The 23,380-nt window shown below is 69.3% G+C and carries 21 protein-coding genes; 10 read left to right on the plus strand and 11 right to left on the minus strand.

The window, feature by feature from the left end:
* Positions 1-52 precede the first annotated feature (52 nt).
* On the minus strand, positions 53-1,309 hold the full coding sequence (locus MRBLWO14_RS15045) for a CAP domain-containing protein (RefSeq protein ID WP_341933916.1): 1,257 nt from the start codon (positions 1,307-1,309) through the stop codon (positions 53-55).
* Positions 1,310-1,372: 63 nt separating this feature from the next.
* Between MRBLWO14_RS15045 and MRBLWO14_RS15050 the strand changes: the two genes are divergently transcribed.
* The 9 genes from MRBLWO14_RS15050 (at position 1,373) to MRBLWO14_RS15090 (ending at position 12,019) form a co-directional block, all read left to right on the plus strand.
* Positions 1,373-2,488, plus strand: a complete 1,116-nt coding sequence (locus MRBLWO14_RS15050) for a mannose-1-phosphate guanylyltransferase (RefSeq protein WP_341933917.1) — start codon at positions 1,373-1,375, stop codon at positions 2,486-2,488.
* Between the two features lie 155 nt (positions 2,489-2,643).
* On the plus strand, positions 2,644-3,756 hold the full coding sequence (locus MRBLWO14_RS15055) for a BMP family ABC transporter substrate-binding protein (RefSeq protein WP_341933918.1): 1,113 nt from the start codon (positions 2,644-2,646) through the stop codon (positions 3,754-3,756).
* Between the two features lie 138 nt (positions 3,757-3,894).
* A complete protein-coding gene (locus MRBLWO14_RS15060; protein WP_341933919.1) occupies positions 3,895-5,409 on the plus strand; it encodes an ABC transporter ATP-binding protein in 1,515 nt (504 codons plus the stop codon).
* Positions 5,406-6,716 (plus strand): ABC transporter permease, encoded by a 1,311-nt coding sequence (locus tag MRBLWO14_RS15065; protein ID WP_341933920.1) that lies wholly within the window; start codon positions 5,406-5,408, stop codon positions 6,714-6,716. The genes MRBLWO14_RS15060 and MRBLWO14_RS15065 overlap by 4 nt, the downstream gene beginning before the upstream one ends.
* Positions 6,713-7,999, plus strand: coding sequence for an ABC transporter permease (locus tag MRBLWO14_RS15070; protein WP_341933921.1), 1,287 nt, complete (start codon positions 6,713-6,715; stop codon positions 7,997-7,999). Before MRBLWO14_RS15065 ends, MRBLWO14_RS15070 begins: the two co-directional genes overlap by 4 nt.
* Before the next feature lie 22 nt (positions 8,000-8,021).
* On the plus strand, positions 8,022-8,420 hold the full coding sequence (locus MRBLWO14_RS15075) for a cytidine deaminase (RefSeq protein ID WP_096713717.1): 399 nt from the start codon (positions 8,022-8,024) through the stop codon (positions 8,418-8,420).
* Positions 8,417-9,709 carry a thymidine phosphorylase gene (locus tag MRBLWO14_RS15080; protein WP_341933922.1) on the plus strand — a complete coding sequence of 431 codons (1,293 nt, stop codon included), beginning with the start codon at positions 8,417-8,419 and terminating at the stop codon, positions 9,707-9,709. Before MRBLWO14_RS15075 ends, MRBLWO14_RS15080 begins: the two co-directional genes overlap by 4 nt.
* Positions 9,710-9,778: 69 nt before the next feature.
* On the plus strand, positions 9,779-10,894 hold the full coding sequence (locus MRBLWO14_RS15085) for an adenosine deaminase (RefSeq protein ID WP_341933923.1): 1,116 nt from the start codon (positions 9,779-9,781) through the stop codon (positions 10,892-10,894).
* Between the two features lie 18 nt (positions 10,895-10,912).
* Positions 10,913-12,019: a polysaccharide deacetylase family protein gene (locus MRBLWO14_RS15090; protein WP_341933924.1), complete on the plus strand. Its 1,107-nt coding sequence runs from the start codon at positions 10,913-10,915 to the stop codon at positions 12,017-12,019.
* Positions 12,020-12,040: 21 nt separating this feature from the next.
* On the opposite strand, the gene MRBLWO14_RS15095 is transcribed toward MRBLWO14_RS15090, so the two are convergent.
* From MRBLWO14_RS15095 to MRBLWO14_RS15125, 7 genes are all read right to left on the minus strand, one after another.
* Positions 12,041-12,787 (minus strand): alpha/beta hydrolase, encoded by a 747-nt coding sequence (locus tag MRBLWO14_RS15095; RefSeq protein WP_341933925.1) that lies wholly within the window; start codon positions 12,785-12,787, stop codon positions 12,041-12,043.
* Between the two features lie 121 nt (positions 12,788-12,908).
* On the minus strand, positions 12,909-14,066 hold the full coding sequence (locus tag MRBLWO14_RS15100) for a mannitol-1-phosphate 5-dehydrogenase (protein WP_341936211.1): 1,158 nt from the start codon (positions 14,064-14,066) through the stop codon (positions 12,909-12,911).
* Between the two features lie 14 nt (positions 14,067-14,080).
* On the minus strand, positions 14,081-14,512 hold the full coding sequence (locus MRBLWO14_RS15105) for a PTS sugar transporter subunit IIA (protein ID WP_096713714.1): 432 nt from the start codon (positions 14,510-14,512) through the stop codon (positions 14,081-14,083).
* A gap of 73 nt (positions 14,513-14,585) precedes the next feature.
* Complete coding sequence (locus MRBLWO14_RS15110) at positions 14,586-16,223, minus strand: PTS mannitol transporter subunit IICB (RefSeq protein ID WP_341933926.1); 1,638 nt, start codon at positions 16,221-16,223, stop codon at positions 14,586-14,588.
* Positions 16,220-17,902 carry a phosphoenolpyruvate--protein phosphotransferase gene (gene ptsP / locus MRBLWO14_RS15115; RefSeq protein ID WP_341933927.1) on the minus strand — a complete coding sequence of 561 codons (1,683 nt, stop codon included), beginning with the start codon at positions 17,900-17,902 and terminating at the stop codon, positions 16,220-16,222. The genes MRBLWO14_RS15110 and ptsP overlap by 4 nt, the downstream gene beginning before the upstream one ends.
* Positions 17,899-18,177 carry an HPr family phosphocarrier protein gene (locus MRBLWO14_RS15120; protein WP_341933928.1) on the minus strand — a complete coding sequence of 93 codons (279 nt, stop codon included), beginning with the start codon at positions 18,175-18,177 and terminating at the stop codon, positions 17,899-17,901. Before MRBLWO14_RS15120 ends, ptsP begins: the two co-directional genes overlap by 4 nt.
* The gene (locus tag MRBLWO14_RS15125; protein ID WP_096713711.1) at positions 18,174-18,488 is read right to left on the minus strand and encodes a hypothetical protein; all 315 of its coding nucleotides are present in this window, start codon (positions 18,486-18,488) and stop codon (positions 18,174-18,176) included. Before MRBLWO14_RS15125 ends, MRBLWO14_RS15120 begins: the two co-directional genes overlap by 4 nt.
* Positions 18,489-18,653: 165 nt before the next feature.
* On the opposite strand from MRBLWO14_RS15125, the gene MRBLWO14_RS15130 reads away from it, so the two are divergent.
* On the plus strand, positions 18,654-20,576 hold the full coding sequence (locus MRBLWO14_RS15130; RefSeq protein ID WP_341933929.1) for a PRD domain-containing protein: 1,923 nt from the start codon (positions 18,654-18,656) through the stop codon (positions 20,574-20,576).
* Positions 20,577-20,602: 26 nt separating this feature from the next.
* Here the strand turns inward: MRBLWO14_RS15130 and MRBLWO14_RS15135 are convergent, their stop codons facing one another.
* The 3 genes from MRBLWO14_RS15135 to MRBLWO14_RS15145 are packed head-to-tail and all read right to left on the minus strand — an operon-like array spanning position 20,603 to position 23,373.
* Positions 20,603-20,866 (minus strand): HPr family phosphocarrier protein, encoded by a 264-nt coding sequence (locus MRBLWO14_RS15135; RefSeq protein ID WP_341933930.1) that lies wholly within the window; start codon positions 20,864-20,866, stop codon positions 20,603-20,605.
* Positions 20,867-20,872: 6 nt separating this feature from the next.
* Entirely contained in the window at positions 20,873-22,543 is a 1,671-nt protein-coding gene (locus tag MRBLWO14_RS15140; RefSeq protein ID WP_341933931.1) for a phospho-sugar mutase, read from the minus strand.
* Positions 22,540-23,373: a purine-nucleoside phosphorylase gene (locus MRBLWO14_RS15145; protein WP_341933932.1), complete on the minus strand. Its 834-nt coding sequence runs from the start codon at positions 23,371-23,373 to the stop codon at positions 22,540-22,542. Before MRBLWO14_RS15145 ends, MRBLWO14_RS15140 begins: the two co-directional genes overlap by 4 nt.
* Between the last annotated feature and the right edge of the window lie 7 nt (positions 23,374-23,380).

A 23,380-nucleotide genomic window follows, 5' to 3' on the forward strand; every position in this document is an offset into this window, starting at 1 on the left:
CCTATTCCCGCCGGGAGGGTGCGGGCGACGAAGGGGAGCCTAAGTGGGCGGATCAGCCGATCTGGCTCATGACGTTCCATCCGGCGCCGATGACCCGACCGCTGAGGAAGCCTCCTCGTCCATTCCCGGGGTACAGCAGCAAGTCGCCTGTCCCCGATCGCGCAATGATGTCCTGAGCGCCGTCCCCGTCGACATCGCCACCGCCGAAGATCGCCGTGAACGATCCCCACCCGTATCCGATCTGCATCGGGGAGCCCCAGCTGCCCTGTCCGTTCGTCGGATACAGCCAGAGCCGACCGTCGGCCGCGAGTGCCACCAAATCTCCGCGGGAGTCTCCGGTGAAATCGCCGACGTGCGAGATCCAGGAGAGGGTGTTCCAACCGTTGCCGATCCGGGTGGCGGCCCAATTGCTCCAGCCGCCCTGACCGTCACCGGTGTAGAGGAGCAGGTCGCCCGCCGCAGTCCTCGCGATGAGGTCGGTCTTGCGGTCACCGTTGAAGTCGATCCCGCCGATCAGCTGTGCGAATCCGCCCCACCCGTTGCCGATCGGAGTGGGGGATGCGAGCCCTCCCCGTCCGTTGCCTGGGTAGAGCATCAGGCGACCGTCGCTCTCGACACGGGCGATGTCGGCGTTTCCGTCGCCCGTGAAGTCCCCGAGGGTCGTGAAGGGGCGGTCGCCCCATGCGGGTGCGGCCGTCAGAGCTGCCCCGAATCCGGCCGAGCCGTTGCCGGGGTAGATCATCAGTGCACCGCTCGACGTCCTCGCGACGATGTCGGCGTTCCGGTCGCCGGTGAGGTCGCCGGCGCCACCGGGGAGCCGCTTGACCGGAGAACCGATCCCGAAGATCTGAACCCAATAGGTTCGGTAGCACGTCCCTGTCGCGTAGCCGACTCCCAGACCCGTGTACCGCCCGTCGAGGATGTTCGCGCGGTGACCGGCTGAGTTCATCCACGCGGTGACGACGGAGTTCGCATCCGGCTGACCTGCGGCGATGTTCTCGCCGGTCGCCACCCAGCCGGATGCCGCGACGCGCGAGCTTCGCCACGCGGCGGTGCTGTGCTCGAACGTGCACGACGAGGCAAGCTGACGCGCCCACTCCGCCGCCGCGGCATCGAGAGCGGGATCGGAGACGAGGGCGGGCAGTCCGGCCTGCGTGCGTTGCGCGTTCGTCAAGGTAAAGACGTCGCCGGCGACGCCGCCGGCGGCGGAGGCGGGCGCGGGCACGAGGGCTGTCGCTGCGAGGAGGAGCACGATGGCGGCGGCGGCGCGCCGGAGGAATCCGGGGCGCGGCTCGGGGGAGGGGGCCATGGCATGAACATAGTGGGACGTTCCGGGCAGAGCGCAAGCCCCTGTGCTCGATACGCTGTCACGATGAGCCAGCCGATCCCCGACTTCTACGCCGTGATCCCAGCCGGAGGGATCGGCAGCAGGCTGTGGCCGCTCTCGCGGGCGGACGCACCGAAGTTCCTGCACGACCTCACGGGATCCGGGCATTCGCTGCTTCGGGACACCTGGGACAGGCTCGAGCCGCTCGCCGGTCCCGATCGCATCGCTGTGGTCACGGGTCGCGCCCATCGCGCGGCCGTCGAGGCGCAGTTGCCGGGCATCGCCGACCTCAACGTGTTCCTCGAGTCCGAGCCGCGCGAGTCCGCGGCCGCGATCGGACTCGCGGCCGCCATCCTGCACCGGCGCGACCCCGACGTCATCATCGGATCGTTCAGCGCCGATCACGTGATCCGGGGCACGCGCGTGTTCGAGTTCGCGGTGCGGGATGCCGTCGAGGTGGCGCGCGAAGGGTACATCTGCACGATCGGCATCTCTCCGACCGAGCCGGCGGTGGGCTTCGGCTACATCAAAAGGGGCCCGGAGCTCGTCGTCGACGGCGCGCGGGAGGCCGCCCTGGTGGAGAGCTTCGTCGAGAAGCCCGACATCGACACGGCGAGGGCCTATCTCGCGAGCCGGGACTACCTGTGGAACGCCGGCATGTTCATCGCCAGAGCGAGCGTGCTGCTCGACGAGCTCGCGGCGAACGAGCCCGAGCTGCACGCGGGCCTCCTCGAGCTCGCGGAGGCGTGGGACGACCGTGAGCGCCGCGGTCCGGCGGTCGACCGCATCTGGCCCCGTCTGAAGAAGATCGCCATCGACTACGCCGTCGCCGAGCCCGCCGCGAGGCGCGGGCGGCTCGCGGTCGTGCCCGGGCACTTCGATTGGGACGACGTCGGCGACTTCGCCTCGCTGACCAAACTCATCACGAACGGGCGCAAGAACGACCTCGCCGTCCTCGGTCCGAAGGCGCGAGTGCTGTCGGATGCCGCGAGCGGCATCCTGGTCTCGCAGACGACGCGCGTGATCAGTCTGGTGGGAGTGCAGGACATCGTCGTCGTCGACACCCCCGATGCACTGCTCGTGACGACGGTCGAGCATGCGCAGCGGGTGAAGGGCGTGGTGGAGTCGCTCAAGCTCACGGGGCGCGGAGACGTGCTCTGATGCGCAGATGAGCGCGCATCCGTGCTCACTCGTCGGCTTGATTTCAGGTTTGTAACCATTCCCTACCGGCCCGCTCGCCGATATACGGAATCGGCGAAACAGTAGGTAACTTTGATCGATCCGCGAGGGCCGCGGGTTCGTTGAGGAGGCATGAGTTGACCATCTCCACCACCAAGAAGCTTCTCGGCGCCACCATCGCCGCGGGCGTCGTCTTCGCACTCGCCGGCTGCGGCCAGGCTCCGACGGATTCGGGCGACAACGGAGGCGGCGACGCTGCATCCGACTTCCTTCCCTGCCTCGTCTCCGACGCCGGCGGATGGAACGACAAGTCGTTCAACCAGTCGGCCAAGGAGGGCATGGACCGCGCCGCGGACTCCCTCGGCGTCAAGCCTCTCGAGTTCGAGTCGGCCAACGACAACGACTACGCGCCGAACCTCGAGACCGCTGTCTCCGAGGGCTGCTCGCTCATCGTCTCGGTGGGCTTCAAGCTGTCTGCGGCCACCGTCGAGTCCGCACTCGCGAACCCCGAGATCGACTACGCGATCATCGACGACTACGCCGACAACGACTTCGACGGCACGACGGACGCTCCGAACATCAAGCCCCTCGTCTTCGACACGGCTCAGGCTGCCTACCTCGGCGGCTACGCCGCAGCCGGATGGTCGGCGCAGGCCGGCGTGAACAAGGTCGGCACCTTCGGCGGCATGCAGATTCCGTCCGTCGCTGTGTTCATGGACGGCTTCGCCCTCGGCGTCGACAAGTACAACGAGGACAAGTCGGGCGCCGTGCAGGTCTACGGTTGGGACGTCGACACCCAGGAAGGCTCCTTCACGGGTGGCTTCGACGCCAACGACACGGCCAAGCAGACGGCTCAGGGCGTCCTCGATCAGGGTGTGGATGTCATCCTCCCCGTCGGCGGACCCATTTACCAGAGCGCTGCGGCCGCGATCAAGGACAGCGGCAAGGACACGCTCATGGTCGGTGTCGACAGCGACCTCGCCGTCGCCGATGAGAGCGTCGCAGATGTCACCCTCTTCTCGATCATGAAGGCGATCGACGTCGCTGTCGAGGACGCCACAATGGCGGCGTCGAAGGGCGACTTCGACCCGGCTCCTTACGTGGGCACGCTCGAGAACGAGGGCGTCAAGCTCTCAGGCTTCGGTTCCTTCGAGTCGCAGCTCCCCGACGGGCTGCTCGACGAGATCGCCGCTCTGCAGGAGCAGATCATCTCCGGGGACATCACGGTGGAGTCCCCGAACTCCCCGTAAGTCACAGCAGGTCCAGGGCGGGGCGAGTGGAGCGAGCAGCCACTCGCCCCGTGCCGTGGACGGACGGCTGTCCGCAGGGTGCGCGCATCGCGCCGCAGCGCCCGAGACTCTTCGGACACTTCTGGATAAGGTGCAGATATGAAGCTCGAACTTCGCGGCATCACCAAGCGATTCGGTAGCCTCGTCGCCAACGACCACATCGATCTGGTGGTCGAGCCGGGGCAGATCCATGCTCTTCTCGGTGAGAACGGCGCAGGGAAATCCACTCTCATGAACGTCCTCTACGGCCTCTACCAGGCCGACGAGGGGGAGATCCTCCTCGACGACGTCGTGCAGCGCTTCCGCGGCCCCGGCGATGCGATGAACGCGGGAATCGGCATGGTGCACCAGCACTTCATGCTCGTGCCGGTCTTCACCGTCGCCGAGAACGTCATGCTCGGGCACGAGCAGACGAAGGGCGTCGGTCGGCTCGACATCGCGAAGGCGAGGGAGCACGTGCGCGCTGTCGCGGCACGCTTCGGCTTCGACATCGACCCCGACGCCATCGTCGGCGACCTGCCCGTCGGCGTGCAGCAGCGAGTGGAGATCATCAAGGCGCTCTCACGCGACGCCAAGGTGCTCGTGTTCGACGAGCCGACGGCAGTGCTGACGCCGCAGGAGACGGACGAACTTATGGGCATCATGCGGCAGCTCCGCGAGGAGGGCACCGCGATCGTCTTCATCACCCACAAGCTCCGGGAGGTGCGCGAGGTTGCCGACACCATCACCATCGTGCGCCTCGGGCGCATCGTCGGCGAGGCCTCGCCGACCGCAAGCAACGCCGAGCTCGCCTCGTTGATGGTCGGACGCGCCGTCGAGCTGACGGTGCACAAGGACGCGCCGCGGCTGGGCGAGGGTGGTCTCGAGGTGACAGGACTCCGTGTCCTCACCCCGACCGGGGCGATCGTCGTCGACGACGTCGACTTCACCGTGCGACCCGGTGAGGTGCTCGCGGTCGCAGGCGTGCAGGGCAACGGCCAGACTGAGCTGGTGGAAGCCATCGTCGGGCTCGCGGCGCGCGTCGAAGGGTCGATCACTCTCGACGGCACGCAACTCGTGGGCAAGAGCGTGCGCGCCATTCTCGACACCGGTGTCGGGTTCGTGCCGGAGGACAGGAATGAGGACGGACTGGTCGGCGGGTTCTCCGTCGCGGAGAACCTGATCCTCGATCGCTCCGATGACGAGGCGTTCAGCCGGGGCGGCACGATCCGCCGAGCCGCGCTCGAGGAGTTCGCGAAGGAACGAATCACCGAGTACGACATCCGGACCCAGGGGCCGCACACACCGGCGGGGACGCTGTCGGGCGGCAACCAGCAGAAGGTCGTGATCGCTCGCGAGATGAGCCGTGAGCTGCGACTACTCGTCGCAGCCCAACCCACGCGAGGCGTCGACGTCGGGTCGATCGAGTTCATTCACAAGCGCATCATCGAGACCCGCGACGCAGGTGTTCCCGTGGTCGTGGTCTCGACCGAGCTCGACGAGGTCGCAGCCCTCGCCGATCGCATCGCCGTCATGTATCGGGGAACGATCGTCGGGATCGTGCCAGGCGATACCCCGCGCGAGACGCTGGGTCTGATGATGGCGGGCGCCGCCGAAGGAGAGGCAGCCGCATGAGCGGGACCACACCGGGAGTCGAGCATTCCACGAACGGCACCCCCGCCGAGCAGCTTCCGCGGGCTACGGGTCCGCTGACGGGTGACGTCCCACCGCCCCCGCGGGGCAACGTCATCCTCAAGGAGATCCTGCGAGGAAGCGCTGTCTCCACGATCCTCGCCATCTTCCTGGCACTCGTGGTGGGCGGGATCCTCATCGCATTCACCAACGAAGACGTGCAGGAAGCGTCCGGGTACTTCTTCGCGCGCCCCGGCGACACTTTCGCCGCGGCATGGCAGGCCGTGTACAACGGCTACGAGGCACTTTTCCGCGGCGCGATCTTCAACGCGCGCGGGGCCGACTTCGCGACGCAGATACGGCCGCTCACGAACACGCTCGGCTTCGCGGCCCCGCTCATCGCCGCCGGTCTGGGTGTCGCCCTGGCTTTCCGCGTCGGTCTGTTCAACATCGGCGCCCGCGGTCAGATGCTCATCGGCGTCGCCGTCGCCGGCCTGCTGACGTTCAACCTCGATCTTCCGATCTGGCTGCACATCCCCGTCACGCTCGTCGCGGGCATCGCCGGTGGAGCGCTGTGGGGTGCGATCGCCGGTCTCATCAAGGCTCGTACCGGGGCCCACGAGGTGATCCTCACGATCATGCTCAACTACGTCGCGTACTACCTTCTGCTGTGGATGATCCGCACCCCCGGACTCCTGCAGAAGCCCGGCACGAACCAGGCGCTGGGCTCGCCGACGCCCCAGTCCGCGCAGTTCCCCGAGCTGCTGGGACCCAAGTTCCCCTTGCTCGACCTCGGCTTCGTGTTCGTGATCATCGCCACCCTTTTCGTCTGGTGGCTGATCGAGCGCTCGGCGCTCGGTCTCCGTATGCGTGCCGTCGGGGAGAACCCGCACGCGGCACGTGCGGCCGGCATCAGCGTCCAGCGCGTCTACGTGTACGCGATGCTGTTCGCCGGAGGCCTCGCTGGGCTCGCCGGTATGAATCAGGTGCAGGGCGCTGTCACGACGGGTATCACGGAGACGATCGACGCGGGCATCGGCTTCGACGCGATCACCGTCGCTCTGCTGGGGCGCAGCCGCGCCTGGGGCACGTTCGCGGCCGGGATCCTGTTCGGCGCCCTCAAGGCCGGATCGTTCTCGATGCAGGCTCAGGACATCCCCGTCGACATCGTGCTCGTCGTCCAATCGCTGGTCGTGCTCTTCATCGCGGCGCCGCCGTTGCTGCGAGCGGTGTTCTTCCTGCCCAAGTCGGATGCGGAGAAGGCCGCCAAGGCGAGAGCCAAGGCTGCGAAGAAGGCGGTGGTCTCATGATGTCTCTCGTTCAGACCGAAGCCGCGGACGGCACAGTGCAGCTCGCGACCGTTCGGGAGCGCCACCTCAAGGCACCCGTCGTTCTCGCCGGAGTGACCGTGCTCCTGGCGCTTCTCTTCCTCCTGGTGCCGCGCAGCGGGACGAGTTCGTTCCGTCTCAGCGATCAGTCGTCGGCTCTCGCACTGCCGGACGTCGCGTTGCCGACAGGGCCGACAATCTGGGTCGTCGTCGGCATCCTGGTGGTGCTCACGATCGCGGCGGCGCTGCGAGCGTGGAGTTATCGCAAGGCGTCGCTGTGGATCGCCGCCGGTTTCGGGGCGATCGCTGTATTCGGCTTCCTCGTGTGGGCGGGGGCGGGCGGGCTGGTGCCCGTCACCAGTCTGCTGTTCGGCGCGGTGTCGCTGTCGGTGCCGCTCGTGTTCGGTGCCCTCGGTGGCGTGATCGGAGAGCGAGCCGGTGTCGTCAACGTCGCGATCGAGGGACAGCTGCTCCTCGGTGCGTTCTCGGCCGCCCTGCTCTCGAGCATCACGGGAAGTCCGTTCATCGGCCTTCTCGGTGCGATGCTCGGCGGTGTGCTCGTCGCGAGTGTGCTCGCCGCATTCGCCATCAAGTACCTCGTGGAGCAGGTGATCGTCGGCGTGGTGCTCAACGTGCTGGTCAGCGGTCTGACCGGGTTCCTGTACGGTGCGCTTCTGGCTCCACACGAGGCGGAGCTCAATACACCGGTACGATTCAGCCGCATCGAGATCCCGCTGCTCAGCGACATCCCGATCATCGGACCGGTGCTCTTCAACCAGACGTTCATCGTCTACCTCATGTTGATCACCGTCGCCGTCGTGGCGTGGGGTCTCTACCGCACCAAGTGGGGTCTGCGTCTGCGCGCGGTCGGCGAGCACCCGCAGGCTGCGGACACGGTCGGCATCAAGGTGAACTCCACCCGCTTCTGGAACGTGCTTCTCGCGGGAGCGATCGCCGGCGTCGGAGGCGCGTACTTCACGCTCGTGTCGGTCCCGCAGTTCGGCAAGGACATGACCGCCGGTCTCGGCTTCATCGCACTCGCGGCGGTCATCTTCGGCCGCTGGGATCCGATCCGCGCGACTCTCGCCGCGCTGTTGTTCGGCTTCGCGACGAACCTGCAGAACCTGCTGTCGATCCTGAAGACGCCGATCCCTGGCGAGTTCATGCTGATGTTGCCGTATGTGGTGACGCTGCTCGCCGTCGCCGGCTTCGCGGGTCAGATCCGCGGGCCTGCGGCGAGCGGCAAGCCCTACATCAAGTCCTGACACCCGAGGAGTCGAGAGAGACATGACCGATATCGACTGGGATGAACTGCGTCAGGTCGCGACCGACGCGATGACGAAGGCGTACGCGCCCTATTCGCGCTACAAGGTCGGAGCCGCGGCACTCGTCGGCGACGGGCGGATCGTCGCGGGCTGCAACGTCGAGAACGCCTCGTACGGCGTGACCCTGTGCGCGGAGTGCGCGCTGGTGGGTGATCTGCACATGTCGGGCGGTGGTCAGCTCGTCGCCTTCGTGTGCGTCAACAACGACGGGCAGACCATCATGCCGTGCGGCCGCTGCCGCCAGCTGCTGTTCGAGCACGCGATGCCGGGGATGCTGCTGGAGACCGTCTCCGGCATCCGCACGATCGACGAAGTCCTGCCGGACGCGTTCGGCCCCCGAGACCTGGAGGACGCCCGATGAGCGTTGAGCCCTTCGACGCCGTCGACGTGATCCGCGCGAAGCGCGACGGGGGAGCGGTGTCCGAGCCGGCCCTGCGCTGGATGGTCGATGCTTACACCCGCGGATACGTCTCCGACGCGCAGATGGCGTCGTTCGCGATGGCCGTCTTCCAGCGGGGGATGGAGCGCGACGAGATCCGTGTCCTCACGGACGCCATGATCGCGACGGGCGAGCGGATGAGCTTCGCACGCCTCGGCAAGAGGACCGTCGACAAGCACTCGACGGGCGGCGTGGGCGACAAGATCACGCTGCCGCTCGCTCCGCTCGTGGCGGTGTTCGGCGTCGCCGTGCCGCAGCTCTCCGGTCGAGGTCTGGGTCACACCGGCGGCACCCTGGACAAGCTCGAATCGATCCCGGGTTGGCGCGCGGCGCTCAGCAACGACGAGATGTTCGCGCAGATGAAGAGCGACGTCGGCGCCGTGATCTGCGCCGCAGGGTCCGGTCTCGCGCCCGCCGACAAGAAGCTCTACGCGCTGCGCGACGTCACGGGGACCGTCGAGGCGATCCCGCTCATCGCGTCCAGCATCATGTCGAAGAAGATCGCCGAGGGCACAGACGCGCTCGTGCTCGACGTGAAGTTCGGGTCCGGCGCCTTCATGCAGGACATCGACCGCGCCCGCGAGCTCGCCCGCACGATGGTCGCGCTCGGCACGGACTCGGGCGTCGCGACGACCGCGCTGCTGACCGACATGAACGTGCCGCTCGGTTTCGCGATCGGCAACGCCAACGAGGTGCGCGAATCGGTCGAGGTCCTCGCCGGCGGCGGTCCCGCCGACGTGCGAGAGCTCACGATCGCCTTGGCGCGGGAGATGCTGGCGCTCGCCGGACAGCCGGATGCCGACGTCGAGGCCGCTCTCGACGACGGGCGCGCGATGGACAGTTGGAAGGCGATGATCCGCGCGCAGGACGGCGATCCCGACGCCGAACTCCCGACGGCGCGCGAGACCCACGTCGTCACAGCCCCGGCCGACGGCGTCGTCACGCGCATGGACGCCTTGCCGTTCGGCATCGCCGCCTGGCGTCTGGGCGCGGGACGCGCTCGCGCCGAGGACCCGGTGATCTTCGAGGCGGGGATCGACCTGCACGCGAAACCCGGCGATCGGGTGACGGAGGGGCAGCCGCTGTTCACGCTCTCCGCCGCCGACGAGGCCCGTTTCCCGCGCGCGCTCGAAGCGCTCGAGGGGTCGTGGGAGGTCGGCGACAGCGCCCCGCGGCCGGGTCCCATCGTGCGCGAGCGCATCACCGCCTGAGCGGCGTCCGGGGGTGCGCTGCTTCGAGCGCTACCCTGAACTGACCGATCCGCGACCGAGAGGAAACACATGTCGATCGACGCGAACGGCGACGTCACCATCCAGGGGGCGTCTCTGCGCGCCCTGCCGAAGGTGTCGCTGCACGACCATCTCGACGGCGCGCTGCGCCCCGCGACGATCATCGAGCTCGCCGACGCCATCGGCGTCGAGGTGCCGGAATCAGACCCCCGCAAGCTGGGGCGGTGGTTCGCGTCGAAGAGCGACTCCGGCTCGCTCGTCGAGTACCTCAAGACCTTCGACCTCGCGATCGCCGTCATGCAGACGAAGGAGGGGCTGACCCGCGTCGCCAAGGAGTTCGTGCAGGACCTCGCGAAGGACGGCGTCATCTACGGGGAGGTCCGCTGGGCTCCCGAGCAGCACCTCGCGCGCGGCCTCTCGCTCGACGACGCCGTCGAGGCGGTGCAGCAGGGGATCGAGGAGGGCGAGGATGCCGCGGATCGCTCCGGCCACAGCATCCGCGTCGGTCAGCTGATCACCGCGATGCGCCAGACCGACCGTGCCCGCGAGATCGCGGAGCTCGCCGTGTCGTACCGCGGCCGCGGGGCCGTGGGCTTCGACATCGCCGGCCCCGAAGACGGCTTTCCGCCGTCCGGCCACCGCGCGGCCTTCGACTATCTCGCCGAGAACTTCTTCCCCGTCACGGTGCACGCCGGAGAGGCCGCGGGGCTCGCGTCGATCCGCTCCGCACTGCTCGACGGACGTGCTCTGCGTCTCGGACACGGCGTCCGCATCGCCGAGGACCTGCAGGTGATCACGCAGGAGGGCGACGAGGTGCAGGTGCAGTTCGGCGACCTCGCACGGTGGGTGCGCGACCGGGAGATCCCGCTCGAGCTCTCGCCCTCCTCCAACCTGCAGACGGGGGCCGTGGCGGCATGGGGCAAGACGCTCGCCGACCACCCGTTCGACCTGCTGTACCAGCTCGGGTTCGCGGTGACCGTGAACGTCGACAACCGCACCATGAGCGCAACCTCCCTGACGCGTGAGCTCGCGCTGCTCGTGGAGGCGTTCGAGTACGACCTCGACGACCTCGAGACCTTCCAGTTCAACGCCGCCTCCGCCGCCTTCCTGCCGGTCGAGGAACGCGAAGAGCTCGTCGAGATGATCGGCGAGGGCTTCTCCGGCTGAGCCGCGAGGAGGAGGGTCGTGGCTTCCGGGGGGAAGAAGAGGCGCCGCATCGGCGTCGTCGTCGCAGTCAGTGCCGTGCTGGTCGTCGCAGGGGCGTGCGCTGTCGCGTTCGTGTCGCTGAATCGCCCGCCGGAGGTGAAGGTCCCGCGCATCGAGGCGCAGCCGATCGAGAGGCCGCTGACGCCCGCGCAGCAGCTCGTGGCCGATGCCGACGACCCGCTCGCCTGCGCGGTCACGTTCCTCGGCGACGGGGCTCCGGTCGACCCGATGCTGCAGTGGCAGAACGCTCTGTACGCAGGATTGCCCATCCCCGCTCAAGACGGGCGCGTCTTCGCGGGCTGGTACCCGACGGAAGCCGATGCTGCCGCGCTGTCGGCGGCGGTGCGCGTCAACGGCGCCGATCCCGTGGTCTGCGTCGACCAGCAGGTCGAGCTCTTCGCAGGGTGGACGACCCCCGAGGCGAACGCGGCCGAGAACGCGAAGATCCCGATCCTCATGTATCACCAGTTCACGACGAACCCCGATGGGGAGTCCGGGTGGCTGCGCGGCAACTACGCCTACATCGGCGACTTCGAGGCGCAGATGAACCACATCGCGACCACGGGCTTCTACCTGCCGACGTGGGACGAGCTGAGCGCCTTCATCGACGGACGGCTCTTCCTCCCCGCGCACTCCGTCATCATCACCGACGATGATGCGGATCAGACCTGGTTCGACCTCGCCGTCCCGGTGATCGACAAGTACAGGCTGCTGTCGACCTCGTTCATGATCACCGCGTACCGACAGGATCCGGCGCCGTCGATCTACGTGCTGCGCCGCTCGCACACGAACGACATGCATCAGGCCGGCGAGAACGGCAAGGGCCGCATGGTCAACTGGACGGCCGAGGAGATCGCGGCCGACATGAACGCGTCGGGCGACATCCTGGGCGTGCGCGAAGTCATGGCCTACCCGTTCGGTCATTACAACGACACGGCCAAGCAGGGCGTCGCGATGGCCGGTTTCGAGATGGCGAGGACGATCGAACCGGGGTACGTGACCATCGGCACCGACAAGCTCGCGCTGCCGGTGGTCCGCATCGACTACGGCATGGGGCTCGAGGCGCTGATCACGCGGATCGGCTGACGACCGGACGGGCCGCGTGTGTCATCCCGCGGGCAGCTCGGCGAAGAACGTCCGGAGGAGTTCCGCGACCTGCGCGTGCATCGCCTCGTCCGAGATCGTCGCAGTGCCGTCGCCGGCCTGCGGACCGTAATCCCCGAACGAGGCGTGCGACGCACCGTCGATCTCCACCATCTCGGCGTCGGCGGGGAGCAGATGCCGGGCGTCCTCGATCTTGGCGGGCGTCGACAGACCGTCCTCGCTGCCGGCGATGCTGAGCACGCGGAGGTCGGATGCCGACACGTCCCCGGCGCAGTACGAGCCGAACAGCACCAGCGCCTCGGCGTCGGCGGCGAGCTGGCAGGCGCGCACGCCGCCGAGGGAGTGACCTCCCACCGCCCAGTCGTCGATGTCGGGGGCGGCGGAGGTGAAGGAATCGAGTCCGCGCAGGTCGAAGAAGGCGAGGTTCAGCCACGGACGGGTGATGACGACCGTGACGCCGTCCTCGGCGAGGCTCTGCAGGATCGGCGCGTACGCCCAGGGGTCGACCTTCGCGCCCGGGACGAACACGAGCCCGAGGTCCGATTCCCCGTCGGCCGGGGTCATCACGATGCCCTGCGGAGCGTCGGCCACATCGATCGCGCTGTTGGCGCGGACGTCGGCGAGGGGCTCCGGCTCGGCCGCCATGACGCCGACCTGGCTCCACACGACGATGCCCGCTGCGCCGAGCACGATCACCCCGACGAGGCCCCACCCGACGGACTTCAGGACCCGGCGACGTTTCTTCTGCACGCATCAACCGTACGTCCTGCACCTGCGCGCTGCCGCGTGTCGTCGGTTGGGCGGGGGCCGGAGCGCAGACCGCCCCCTGCCGATCGGGGCGGCAGGGGGCGTGGTCCGGAAAAGCTGCGGATCAGGAGGCGCGCAGCGCCGTCTGTCGCGAGGCGACCGCGTCGCGCACGGCGGGGAACAGCGGGTGCTCCGGGTCGAGTCCGGTCGTGCGGGTGGTGAACGACTCGGCATCCTCCGTGCGCAGCAACGTCTGCAGTTCGACGGCCTGCTCGTCCTCCGGCTCCTCGAACTCGAGAGCGGCCGTGACCGCCCCGACGAGGGCGATCGTCGGCAGGCCCCGTTCGGCGGCCATGGCCGCCGGGCCGATGAACCGCTCGTGTCGGGAGATCTTGCGCAGCGGCTGTCGGCCGACGCGCTGCACGGTGTCGACGAGCGACGGGTTGCGGAAGCGCTCCAGGATCTTCGCGCGATAGTCCGCCAGCTCCGCGGGGTCGAGGCCGTGCTCGGCCACCAGGACAGCCGAGGTCTCCTCGAGAGCAGCCGACACGCGCGCGGCGATATCGGGATCGTCGAGCGCGTCCGAGATCCGCTCGATGCCGGCGCGGGCTCCGAAATACGCGGTGGCCGCGTGGCCCGTGTTCACGGTGAAGAGCTTGCGCTCGATGTAGGGCGCCAGATCGTCGACGAAGTGCGCTCCGGGGATGCTCGGCAGGTTCCCGCCGAAAGCGCCGGCCTCGATGGCCCACTCGTAGTACGGCTCGACCGTGACGTCGACGCCACCGTCTGCGGGTTGGCCCGGCACGATGCGGTCCACCGCAGTGTTGGCGAACACCGCACGGGAGAGCAGCTCGGCGGCATCCGCGCCCGCCGCCTTCTCAACCTCCGCCCGCAGGGTGTCCGTCGCCCCGATGGCGTTCTCGCAGGCCATGACCTGCAGGGGCGCGGCGTCGGGGGAGCGGCGGGCGAGCCCTGCCACGATCGTCGGCGCGACGAAGCGCAGCACCGTGGGCCCGACCGCGGTGGTGACGACGTCGGCCGTCGCGACCTCGTCGGTCACGCCCTCGGGGTCGTTCTTGCTGTTGACGGCGCGGAAGCCGGTCACCACGTGGTCGGTGCCCCCGGGGCCCGCCTCGTGCACCGTGTACGAGTCGACGGCGTTGATCGCGTCGACCAGCGCATCGGCGACGTCGGAGAAGACGACCTCGTACCCGCCCTCATTGAGCAGCAGGCCGACGAATCCACGGCCGATGTTCCCTGCGCCGAAGTGGACGGCCTTCATCGGACGGTCGCCCATCACTCGTTGACGGCCGAGAGCAGCGCGAACAGCTCGTCGGGGGTCTGCGCGGCGTTCAGCTTCGCGACGTCGTCCTCGTCGGAGAAGAGGATCGCGATCTGCGAGAGGATCTCCAGGTGCTCGTCACCCTTGCCGGCGATGCCGATGACGAACGTCGCCTGCTCCCCGGCCCAGTCGACGCCGCCGTCGTAACGGACGACCGACAGCGCGGAGCCGAGGATCGCATCCTTGGCGTCGTTGGTGCCGTGGGGGATGGCGAGCCCGTTGCCCATGTACGTCGACACCGTCTCCTCGCGCTGCCGCATGGCGTCTGCGTACGCGGGCGTGACGGCTCCCGCGGTGACGAGGATGTCGGTCGCCTCCTGCAGCGCGGCCTCCTGAGTGCTGGAGCCGGAGTGGATGCGGACCTGGCCGAGGGTGAGAACGCTCATGGTGATTCCTTTCCGAGGATTCTGCGGAGATGGGGGCGGGGCGGATGCCGTGGCACCCGCCCCGCCCGGTCTGTCATTCGCCGGATTCGCGCTGCTCGCGCACCATCTCGACGACTTCTTCATACTGCGGCGCGTTCATGAAGTTGTCCACGGACACGTGCACGGAGTTCGGCGACTGCGCCTTCGCACGGTCGGTGAGCTGCTGCTGCGTGATCACGAGGTCGGCCGTGCCGTCGAGGTTGGCGATCGCCTGGTTGGTGACCGTGACGCCCTCGATGCCCGCCTTCTTGAACTTGTTGCGCAGCACGCTCGCGCCCATCGCCGACGAACCCATGCCCGCGTCGCACGCGAACACCACGTTCTGGATCGGGGTCGTCGCGACGGCCGTAGCCGTGCCCGTTCCTGCGGCGGCTCCGGCTGCGGCGGAGGATGCGCGCAGCGAGTCCATCGCGGCGGAGGACTTGCCCTTGTTCGCCTCGGTCTGCGCGATGGCCGCGCCGAAGGAGTCACCTTCGGCGGCCAGGTCGCGCTTGCGAGACGCACGCAGGATCACGGCGGTGATGAAGAACGTGACCGCGGCGGCGATGAGCACCGAGAGGTAGACGACCAGGACGTTGCCGACCCCGCCGCCGAGCGCCGCCGCGGTCACGGCGATGATGCTGCCGGGAGCTGCCGGGAAACCGAGTCCGCCACCGAGCACCATGTTCGTGGTGACGCCCGCCGCACCACCCGCGATGAGCGCGAGGATCGTGGTGGGCTTGCTGAGCGCGTACGGGAAGTAGATCTCGTGGATACCACCGAAGAACTGGATGATCGCGGCTCCGGGGGCGGAGGCCTTGGCCGCGCCGACACCGAAGAACGTGAACGCGAGGAGAAGGCCGAGGCCAGGTCCGGGGTTCGCTTCGATGAGGAACAGAATCGACTTCCCGGTGTCCGCAGCCTGCTCGATGCCGAGCGGCGTGAACACGCCGTGGTTGATGGCGTTGTTGAGGAAGAGCACCTTGGCCGGCTCGACGATGATCGAGACCACGGGCAGGAGGTTCAGCGAGACGAGCCAGTCGACGGCTGCACCGAGCACCGCACTGACACCGAGCATCACGGGACCGAAGGCGAAGAACCCGACGATCGCCAGGATCATGCCGAGGATGCCGGCGGAGAAGTTGTTCACGAGCATCTCGAAGCCGGGGCGAATCTTGCCGTCCCACAGCTTGTCCATCTGCTTGGTGATCCACGCGGCGATCGGGCCCATGATCATGGCCCCGAGGAACATCGGGATGTTGGTGCCCACGATGACACCCATGGTCGCGATGGTCGCCACGACGCCGCCGCGCTCGCCGTAGACCATGCGGCCGGCGGTGTTGGCGATCAACAGGGGAAGGAGATACGTGACCATGGGGCCGACGAGGCCCACGTAGGCGAAGAAGTTCCCGCCGTCGCCCTCGGCGATCGCGGTCATGGCGCCGTTCCAGCCGATCGCGGCCGAGTCACCTCCGCCGCCGATGATCTCGGCCACCGGAGCCCAGTGCCACGCGGAACCGAAGGGGCTGTCGGCGCCGAAGAATCCGGCGGGGATGAACAGCATTGTGATGAAGCCCCACGCGATGAACGCCGCGATGTTGGGCATGATCATTCCGGACAGGAACGTGCCGAAGCGCTGCACGCCTGTTCGGAGACCGCCTGATCTGGTGGCGGCCGGTGACGTCGTCGTCATGATGTCGTCTCTTTCTGGTGAGGGAGGGTAGCTGTGGCTTCGACCACCGCGTGGCGCGCACCGGCGGCGTCGTCGGCCGCCAGTGCCCGTTCGGCGAGGCTCCGCGCCTCGTCGAGGGTTCGTTGGGACAGGGTGTGGCGCACGTCCGCCAGGGCGGACGGGGCCATCGACAGGCTCGTCGCGCCGAGGCCGACGAGCACGACGGCGAGCAGCGGGTCTGCTGCCGCCTCGCCGCAGATGCCGACGGGCTTGCCGAGGCGAGCGCCCGCGTCACCGACCTCCCTGACCAGGCGCAGCACGGCGGGGTGCCACGGGTCCTGGAAACCGGCGACCGAACCGAGGAGGCGGTCGGCGGCCATCGTGTACTGCGTGAGGTCGTTGGTGCCGATGGAGGCGAAGTCGGCGTGTGCGAGCACGCGGTCGGCGAGGAGAGCGCTGGACGGCACCTCGACCATGACGCCGGCCGTCTTGAGCCCGTACTCGCGCGCGAGACCGGTGAAGTAGGCGGTCTCCTCGACGGTGGCGACCATCGGGGCCATGACCCACAGCTCGGCCTCGGTCTCGGCATCCGCCTCCGCGAGCGCAGTGAGCTGCTCGCGGAGGATGTCCTCGCTCGCGCGGAGCGCGCGGAGCCCGCGCAGTCCGAGAGCCGGGTTCTCCTCGTGCGCGTCGTTGAGGAACGCGAGGGGCTTGTCGGCGCCGGCGTCGAGCATGCGCACGACGACCTTCTTGCCGGGGAACGCGGCCAGCAGCTCGCGATACGCCTCGCGTTGCTGCGCGACCGTCGGCGCCTGCGACGACGACAGGAACAGGAATTCGGTGCGGAACAGCCCGACGCCCTCGGCCCCGCGTTCGACGGCATCGGCTGCGTCTGCAGGCTTTCCCAGGTTCGCCAGCAGCGGGATCAGCGTGCCGTCGGCGAGGGCGCCGGGAGTCAGGGGTGCGGCGTCCGCCGAGCGGCGGGCCGCGGCGCGCTGTTCGGCGCGCTCCTTCTCGTCGTCTGACGGGTCGACCGTGACGATGCCGGCCGCTGCGTCGACGATGACCGGCTGGCCGGTCGAGAGATCGGATGCCGCGGCCGCGCCGACGATCGCGACGATGCCCTTCTCGCGGGCGAGGATCGCGGTGTGCGAGGTGGGACCGCCGTCGAACGTGACGAGGGCGAGCACCTGATCGAGGTTCAACAACGCCGTGTCGGCCGGCGCGAGGTCGCGGGCGACGAGCACGAACGGGTGACCGGGATCGGGGACACCGGGTGCGTCGACGCCGCGCAGACGGGCCAGCACGCGCTGGGCGATGTCGTCGAGGTCGGCGGCGCGCTCGCCGAGATACCCGCCGACGGCCTCGAGGGTCGCGCGGAAGCCCGCGAACGCGTCGTGCACGGCCCATTCGGCCGTCGCACCGTCGTCGATGCGGGCGTCGACCTCGTCCTGCAGCGTCGGATCCTCGGCGATCATCGCCTGAGCCTCGAGCACCTCCTGCGCCGATCCGCCGGCGGTCTCCCCGCGGGCGTTCAACTCCGCGGCGACGGCGGCGATCGCCTCGCGGACGCGGGTGCGCTCGGCATCGGCGCCCTGCGTGCTCGGCGTGCTGTCGGGCGCGGGCAGCGCCTCGGTCATCCGGACGACCGGCCCCTGGGCCACACCGAGACCGATACCGACTCCGCGGAGCTCGGTCATACGGTCGCCTCGTCGTGGTCGGTCGTGAGCAGCTCCGTGAGCGTGTCGAGCACGTTCTCTGCGTTGTCGCCGTCGGCGGTGAGCGTGACGTAGTCGCCGTGTTCGATCGCGAGGGCGATGACGCCGAGGATGCTGGCGGCGTTGACGGCCTTACCCGAGTCCTTCGCGATGGTGACAGCGATGCCCGACTCCTTCGCCGCCTGCGCGAAGAGCTTGGCGGGGCGGGCGTGAAGGCCGTGCGACGAGCCGATCCGGACGGTACGGGAAACGGTCATGATGTTCCTTTCGGGGTGTTCCTGACGTCGATGATCGAGCGGGCGAACGCGAGCGTGCGCGTGCCGTCCCTGTCTGCGAAGACATCTGCGGGCAGCACGGCGACGGGCGCCATGACGGCGTCGCGGATGCTGTCGAGACGGTCGGCGAAGTGAGGACCGAGGAGGACGAGGTCGTGGTCGCCGCCGTACACGGACTGCTCGGTGCCGGCCTTCGCCTGCCACTCCAGCCCGGCGTCGGCCGCTGCACGCCGCAATCGTTGCGCGACGAACGTGCTCGACGCGCCGGCGCCGCACACCACGAGGATCCTCATCGATGCCACCTTCCTGAGAACATTCTGGGAACAGATGCTTCCGGGGTGCCAACACGTTCCTTTCCGCCCCCGCGGAACGCCCGTTCCGACGCATGCCGCTCCGGTAGCTGACATCATGGGAATCACGTCACGGACAGTGCAGTCAGCACGGGAGCGGGGAGGATCATGTCGCGGCAGCGCCAGGACCAGCTCCTCTCCACCCTGCTGCGTCAGGCGTCGTGGGCGACGGCGGCGAGTCTCGCCGACCAGCTGGGCGTGACGCCGCGGAGCGTCCGGTCCTACGTCTCGGCCGTGAACGCGCGCACGCCAGGAGCCGACGCGATCGAATCAGGGCCGGCGGGGTACCGTGCGGGTCCGGCGGCGCGCGACGCACTGCGCGCACGACAGGCGGGGGAGTCGGCACCGCGTGACCGCCTGCACGCGCTCATCCGCGCGCTGCTCGACGATCCTTCCGGGATCGACGTCTTCGCCATGGCGGAACGCCTGCACGTCAGCGAGGCGACGCTCGAGTCAGATCTGGCGCGAGTGCGCGGTCTGCTCGACGACACCGACCTCGCGCTCGACCGCGACCGCGAGGTGGTCCGGCTGCGGGGCAACGAAGCGGCACAGCGCCGTCTGCTGAGCAGGCTCGCACACGACGAGATGGATGCCGCGTCGTTCCACCCCGAGACCTTCCGCCGCGCGCTCGCCGGCAGCGCCGTGTCGGCGCAGGCCGTCGCTCCTTTCAAGTCGGAGCTCGTCCGCGAGCTGGGAGCACTCGGCTACTTCGTGAACGAGCTCGCCATCTCCGACGTCCTGCTGCACATCGCGATCGCCGCCGATCGGGTGGCATCCGGGCACGCCCTCGAATCGGCATCCACGACTGCGCGTCCCGAGATCCCCGAGGTCGGCGCGATCATCGCCCGCCTCGCTCAGGACCACTTCGCCGTCGCGCTGGGAGAGGGCGACAGCGGGCACCTGGCGTCGCTCGTCCTCACCCGCATCGTCGCGCCGGGTCAGGACGCGACGGGGGAGGTCGCGCGCAGCGGCGTCGACCCGGCGGTGGAGTCCGCCGTCCGCGACGAGATCGCGCGCGCCGCCGACGACTTCCAGGTCGATCTGCTCGACGAGACGTTCGTGCTGCGGCTGGCGCTGCACGTCCAGAACCTGCTGCGGCGGGCGGAGGAGAGCGCGCTCACCCGCAATCCGCTCACGCGGTCGCTGAAGACCTCCTACCCCATGATCTTCGAGGTCGCCGTCTCGATCGCGAGCGGGCTCCACGACCGGCTCGGCACACCGATCCACGACGACGAGATCGCCTACATCGCCATGCACGTGGGCGGCAGGCTCGAACGCAGCCGCAAGGCCGAGTCGATCCTCACAGCCACGATCGTCTGCCCCGGCTACTACGAGCTGCACGAGCTGCTGCGGTCCAGCGTCGACCGTTCGCTCGGCTCGGCGATCGAGGTCACGAGCGTCGTGACCAACGTCGATCCCGACTGGGCGTCGTTCGACACCGACCTCGTGCTCAGCACGATCGAGCCGGGCGCGACCGGCGATCGCTTCGTGCGCATCCAGCCCTTCCTCACGGATGCCGATGTCGACCGCATCCAGCAGGCGGCCGCCCGTGTGCGGCGGGCGCGCCGTCTCGCGCGACTGCGGACCGAGCTCGCGCGCTATTTCGTCGCCGAGGCGTTCGTGCATCCGCTCCCCGACGAGGGCGAGGAGGCGATCATCCGACGCCTCGGCGGACTGCTTGCGAACGCAGGACTCATCGGCGCGGACTACATCGAGAACACCATCGCCAGGGAGCGCATGTCGTCGACCGCGTTCACGGATGCTCTCGCCGTGCCCCACGCTCTGCAGATGACGGCGGCGCGCACCGCCATCGCGATCGGCGTCGCCGACGGATCGGCGGCATGGGGGGAGGGGCGCGTGCAGGTCGTCGCGCTCGCCGCGTTCAGCGAGAGCGACCGCGCCGCGTTCCAGACCGTGTTCGAGCAGCTCGTCGAGGTGTTCAGCGAGCGGGAGAGCGTGCAGCGCATCGTGCGCCGGGGCACGACCTACGAGGCCTTCCTCGACGAGCTCGTCGCCGTGATCGACGGCTGATCGCTCGGCCTCTGCGACGGGTCCGGTCAGCGACGGGGGTCGAGCACCTCGACGAGTGTGTCGAGCACGGCATCCGCGCGCGTCGACTCGGCCGTCTCGAGCACGACGGCGTCGCCCTCGGCGAGGCCCAGGTCCATGATCGCGAGCACGCTGCTGAGGTCGACCACCGAGCCCGTCGTCGTCGTGAGCGTCACCGGGTGGGGGTGCGCCCGCACGAGTCGGACGAGCTCGGCGACGGGCCGGGCGTGCACGCCGTTGTGCGCGCTGATGACCACGTGTCTCTTCGGCATGGCGTCCTAGGACCGCTCCGCCAGGAGTGCCCGCACCGCGCTCTCGAGTTCGTGCACCCGCTCGGCCGCCTGCGCGGCGGACTCGCCCGCCGCGTCGATGTAGACCTTGAGCTTGGGCTCGGTGCCGCTGGGGCGCACGATGATGCGTGACCCGTCGGCCAGCCGATAGCGCAGGACGTCGCCGGAGGGCTGCCCCTCCGCCGCGCGCAGCAGGTCGTCCGCCGACGAGACCGCCTGCGACCCGAAGCCGGTGGGCGCCGATGCGCGCAGCGAGGACATGACCTTCCCGATCACCGACAGGTCGTCCACGCGCACGGACACCTGACCGCTGGAGTAGTGGCCGTAGGTGTCGCCGAGCTCGCTGAGCAGGCCCGCGAGGTCGGTGCCGCGGTCCCGCGCCTCGGCGGCGAGGCCGAGGATCGCGACGACGCCCGAGATCCCGTCCTTGTCCCGCACGGTGCCGGGGTTGACGAGGTAGCCGAGGGCCTCCTCGAAGCCGAACACGATGCCCGGAGCGCGGGAGATCCACTTGAAGCCCGTGAGGGTCTCGTGGAAGTCGAGTCCGTGGTGCGCGGCGATCGCTCCGAGCCCGGGCGACGACACGAGCGAGCAGGCCAGGGAGGCGCCCGGTGTCCCTGCGGCAGCGCGTGCCGCACGGGCGCCGAGCAGCAGGCCCACCTCGTTGCCGGACAGCCTGCGCCAGCCGTTCTCGGCATCCGCATCGGGGATCGCCACCGCGAGGCGGTCGGCGTCGGGGTCGTTCGCCAGGATGAAGTCGGCCTGCACCCGTCGCGCCTTCGCGAACGACAGGTCCATCGCGCCCGGCTCCTCCGGGTTGGGGAACGACACGGTGCGGAAGGTCGCGTCCGGCTCGAGCTGTTCGCCGACGACCATCGGCTGCGGGTATCCGGCGGCGCGGACGATGCGAGACACCGTCTCCCATCCCACGCCGTGCATGGCGGTGTAGACCCAGCGGAGGCCGGATGCCGACGCCGGTGCCGGTGCGACGGACGCCGTCGCGGTCACGTACGCCTCGACGACCTCTTCGCCGGCCGTTTCGTACGACGTCGAGCGCGGAAGCGCCGTGACATCCCCGGCGTCGGCGATGCGCTGGATGTGCGCCGCGATCTCGGCATCCGCGGGGGACACGATCTGCGAACCCTGGTCCGCTCCACCGAGGTACACCTTGTAGCCGTTGTCGTTCGGCGGATTGTGCGACGCGGTCACCATGACACCGGCGTCCGCACCGAGGTGCCGCACAGCGAACGCGAGCACGGGGGTCGGGAGCAGGCGGGGGAGGATGATCGCCCGCAGTCCCGCCCCCGCGAACAGCTCGGCGGAGTCGGTCGCGAACACACGCGAGTTGCGGCGCCCGTCGTACCCGATGACGACCGTCGGCGTGCCGCCCTCCGCGCGCTCGCGGAGGTAGGACGCGAACCCGGCGGCCGCCTGCGCGACGAGCACACGGTTCATCCGGTTGCTGCCGGCGCCGAGCGCGCCGCGGAGTCCGGCCGTGCCGAACGCCAGGCGCGAGCCGAACCGATCGTCGAGGTCGGCGACCGCCGCTGCGTCACCGGAGGCCGCACGAGTGATCACCCCGGCAAGCTCGTCGCGGGTCTCGTGATCGGGGTCCTGCCGCAGCCAGGCGCGCGCCTGCTCGAGGCGCTGCTCGCTCACAGCGCCTCGACCACTCGGGCCAGCAGCGCCGAGATGACGGGCTCGGCCTCACGGCCCGCCTCGATCACCTCCGCGTGACTGAGCGGTGTCTTCTGGATGCCGGCGGCGAGGTTCGTGATCAGCGAGAAGCCGAGGATCTCCATCCCCGCCTCGCGCGCGGCGATCGCCTCGAGGGCGGTCGACATGCCGACGATGTGCCCGCCGATGTGCTTCGCCATCTGCACCTCGGCCGGCGTCTCGTAGTGCGGTCCGCGGAACTGCGTGTACACGCCCTCGTCGAGGGACGGGTCGACGCTGCGCGCGACGTCGCGCAGGCGAGACGAATACAGATCGGTGAGGTCGATGAAGGTCGCGCCCTCGAGCGGCGAGTCGGCCGTGAGGTTGATGTGGTCGCTGATGAGCACCGGCTGGCCCGGCTTCCACGTCTCGCGCACGCCGCCCGCGCCGTTCGTGAGGACCATGATCCCCGCCCCCGTGGCCGCGGCTGTGCGGACGGAGTGGACGACACGACGGACACCGTGCCCCTCGTAGTAGTGCGTGCGAGCGCCGATCACGAGGACGTTCTTGCCGTCGGGCGTGCGGATGCTGCGGAGCGTGCCGACGTGTCCCTCGAGCGCCGGCTTCGAGAAGCCGGTGACCTCGGTCGCCGGGATCGTGGCGACGGTCTCGCCGATGATGTCGGCCGCCTTGCCCCACCCGCTGCCGAGCGTCAGGGCGATGTCGTGCTTCTCGACGCCGGTGAGCCGGGCGATGTCCGCGGCCGCTGCGGCTGCGACCTCGAAGGGGTTCGCATTCGGGTCGTCGAGGGGGTTGCTGTGGTTTTCAGGCATGGATCCA

Source organism: Microbacterium sp. LWO14-1.2, from assembly GCF_038397715.1.
Lineage (GTDB): Bacteria > Actinomycetota > Actinomycetes > Actinomycetales > Microbacteriaceae > Microbacterium.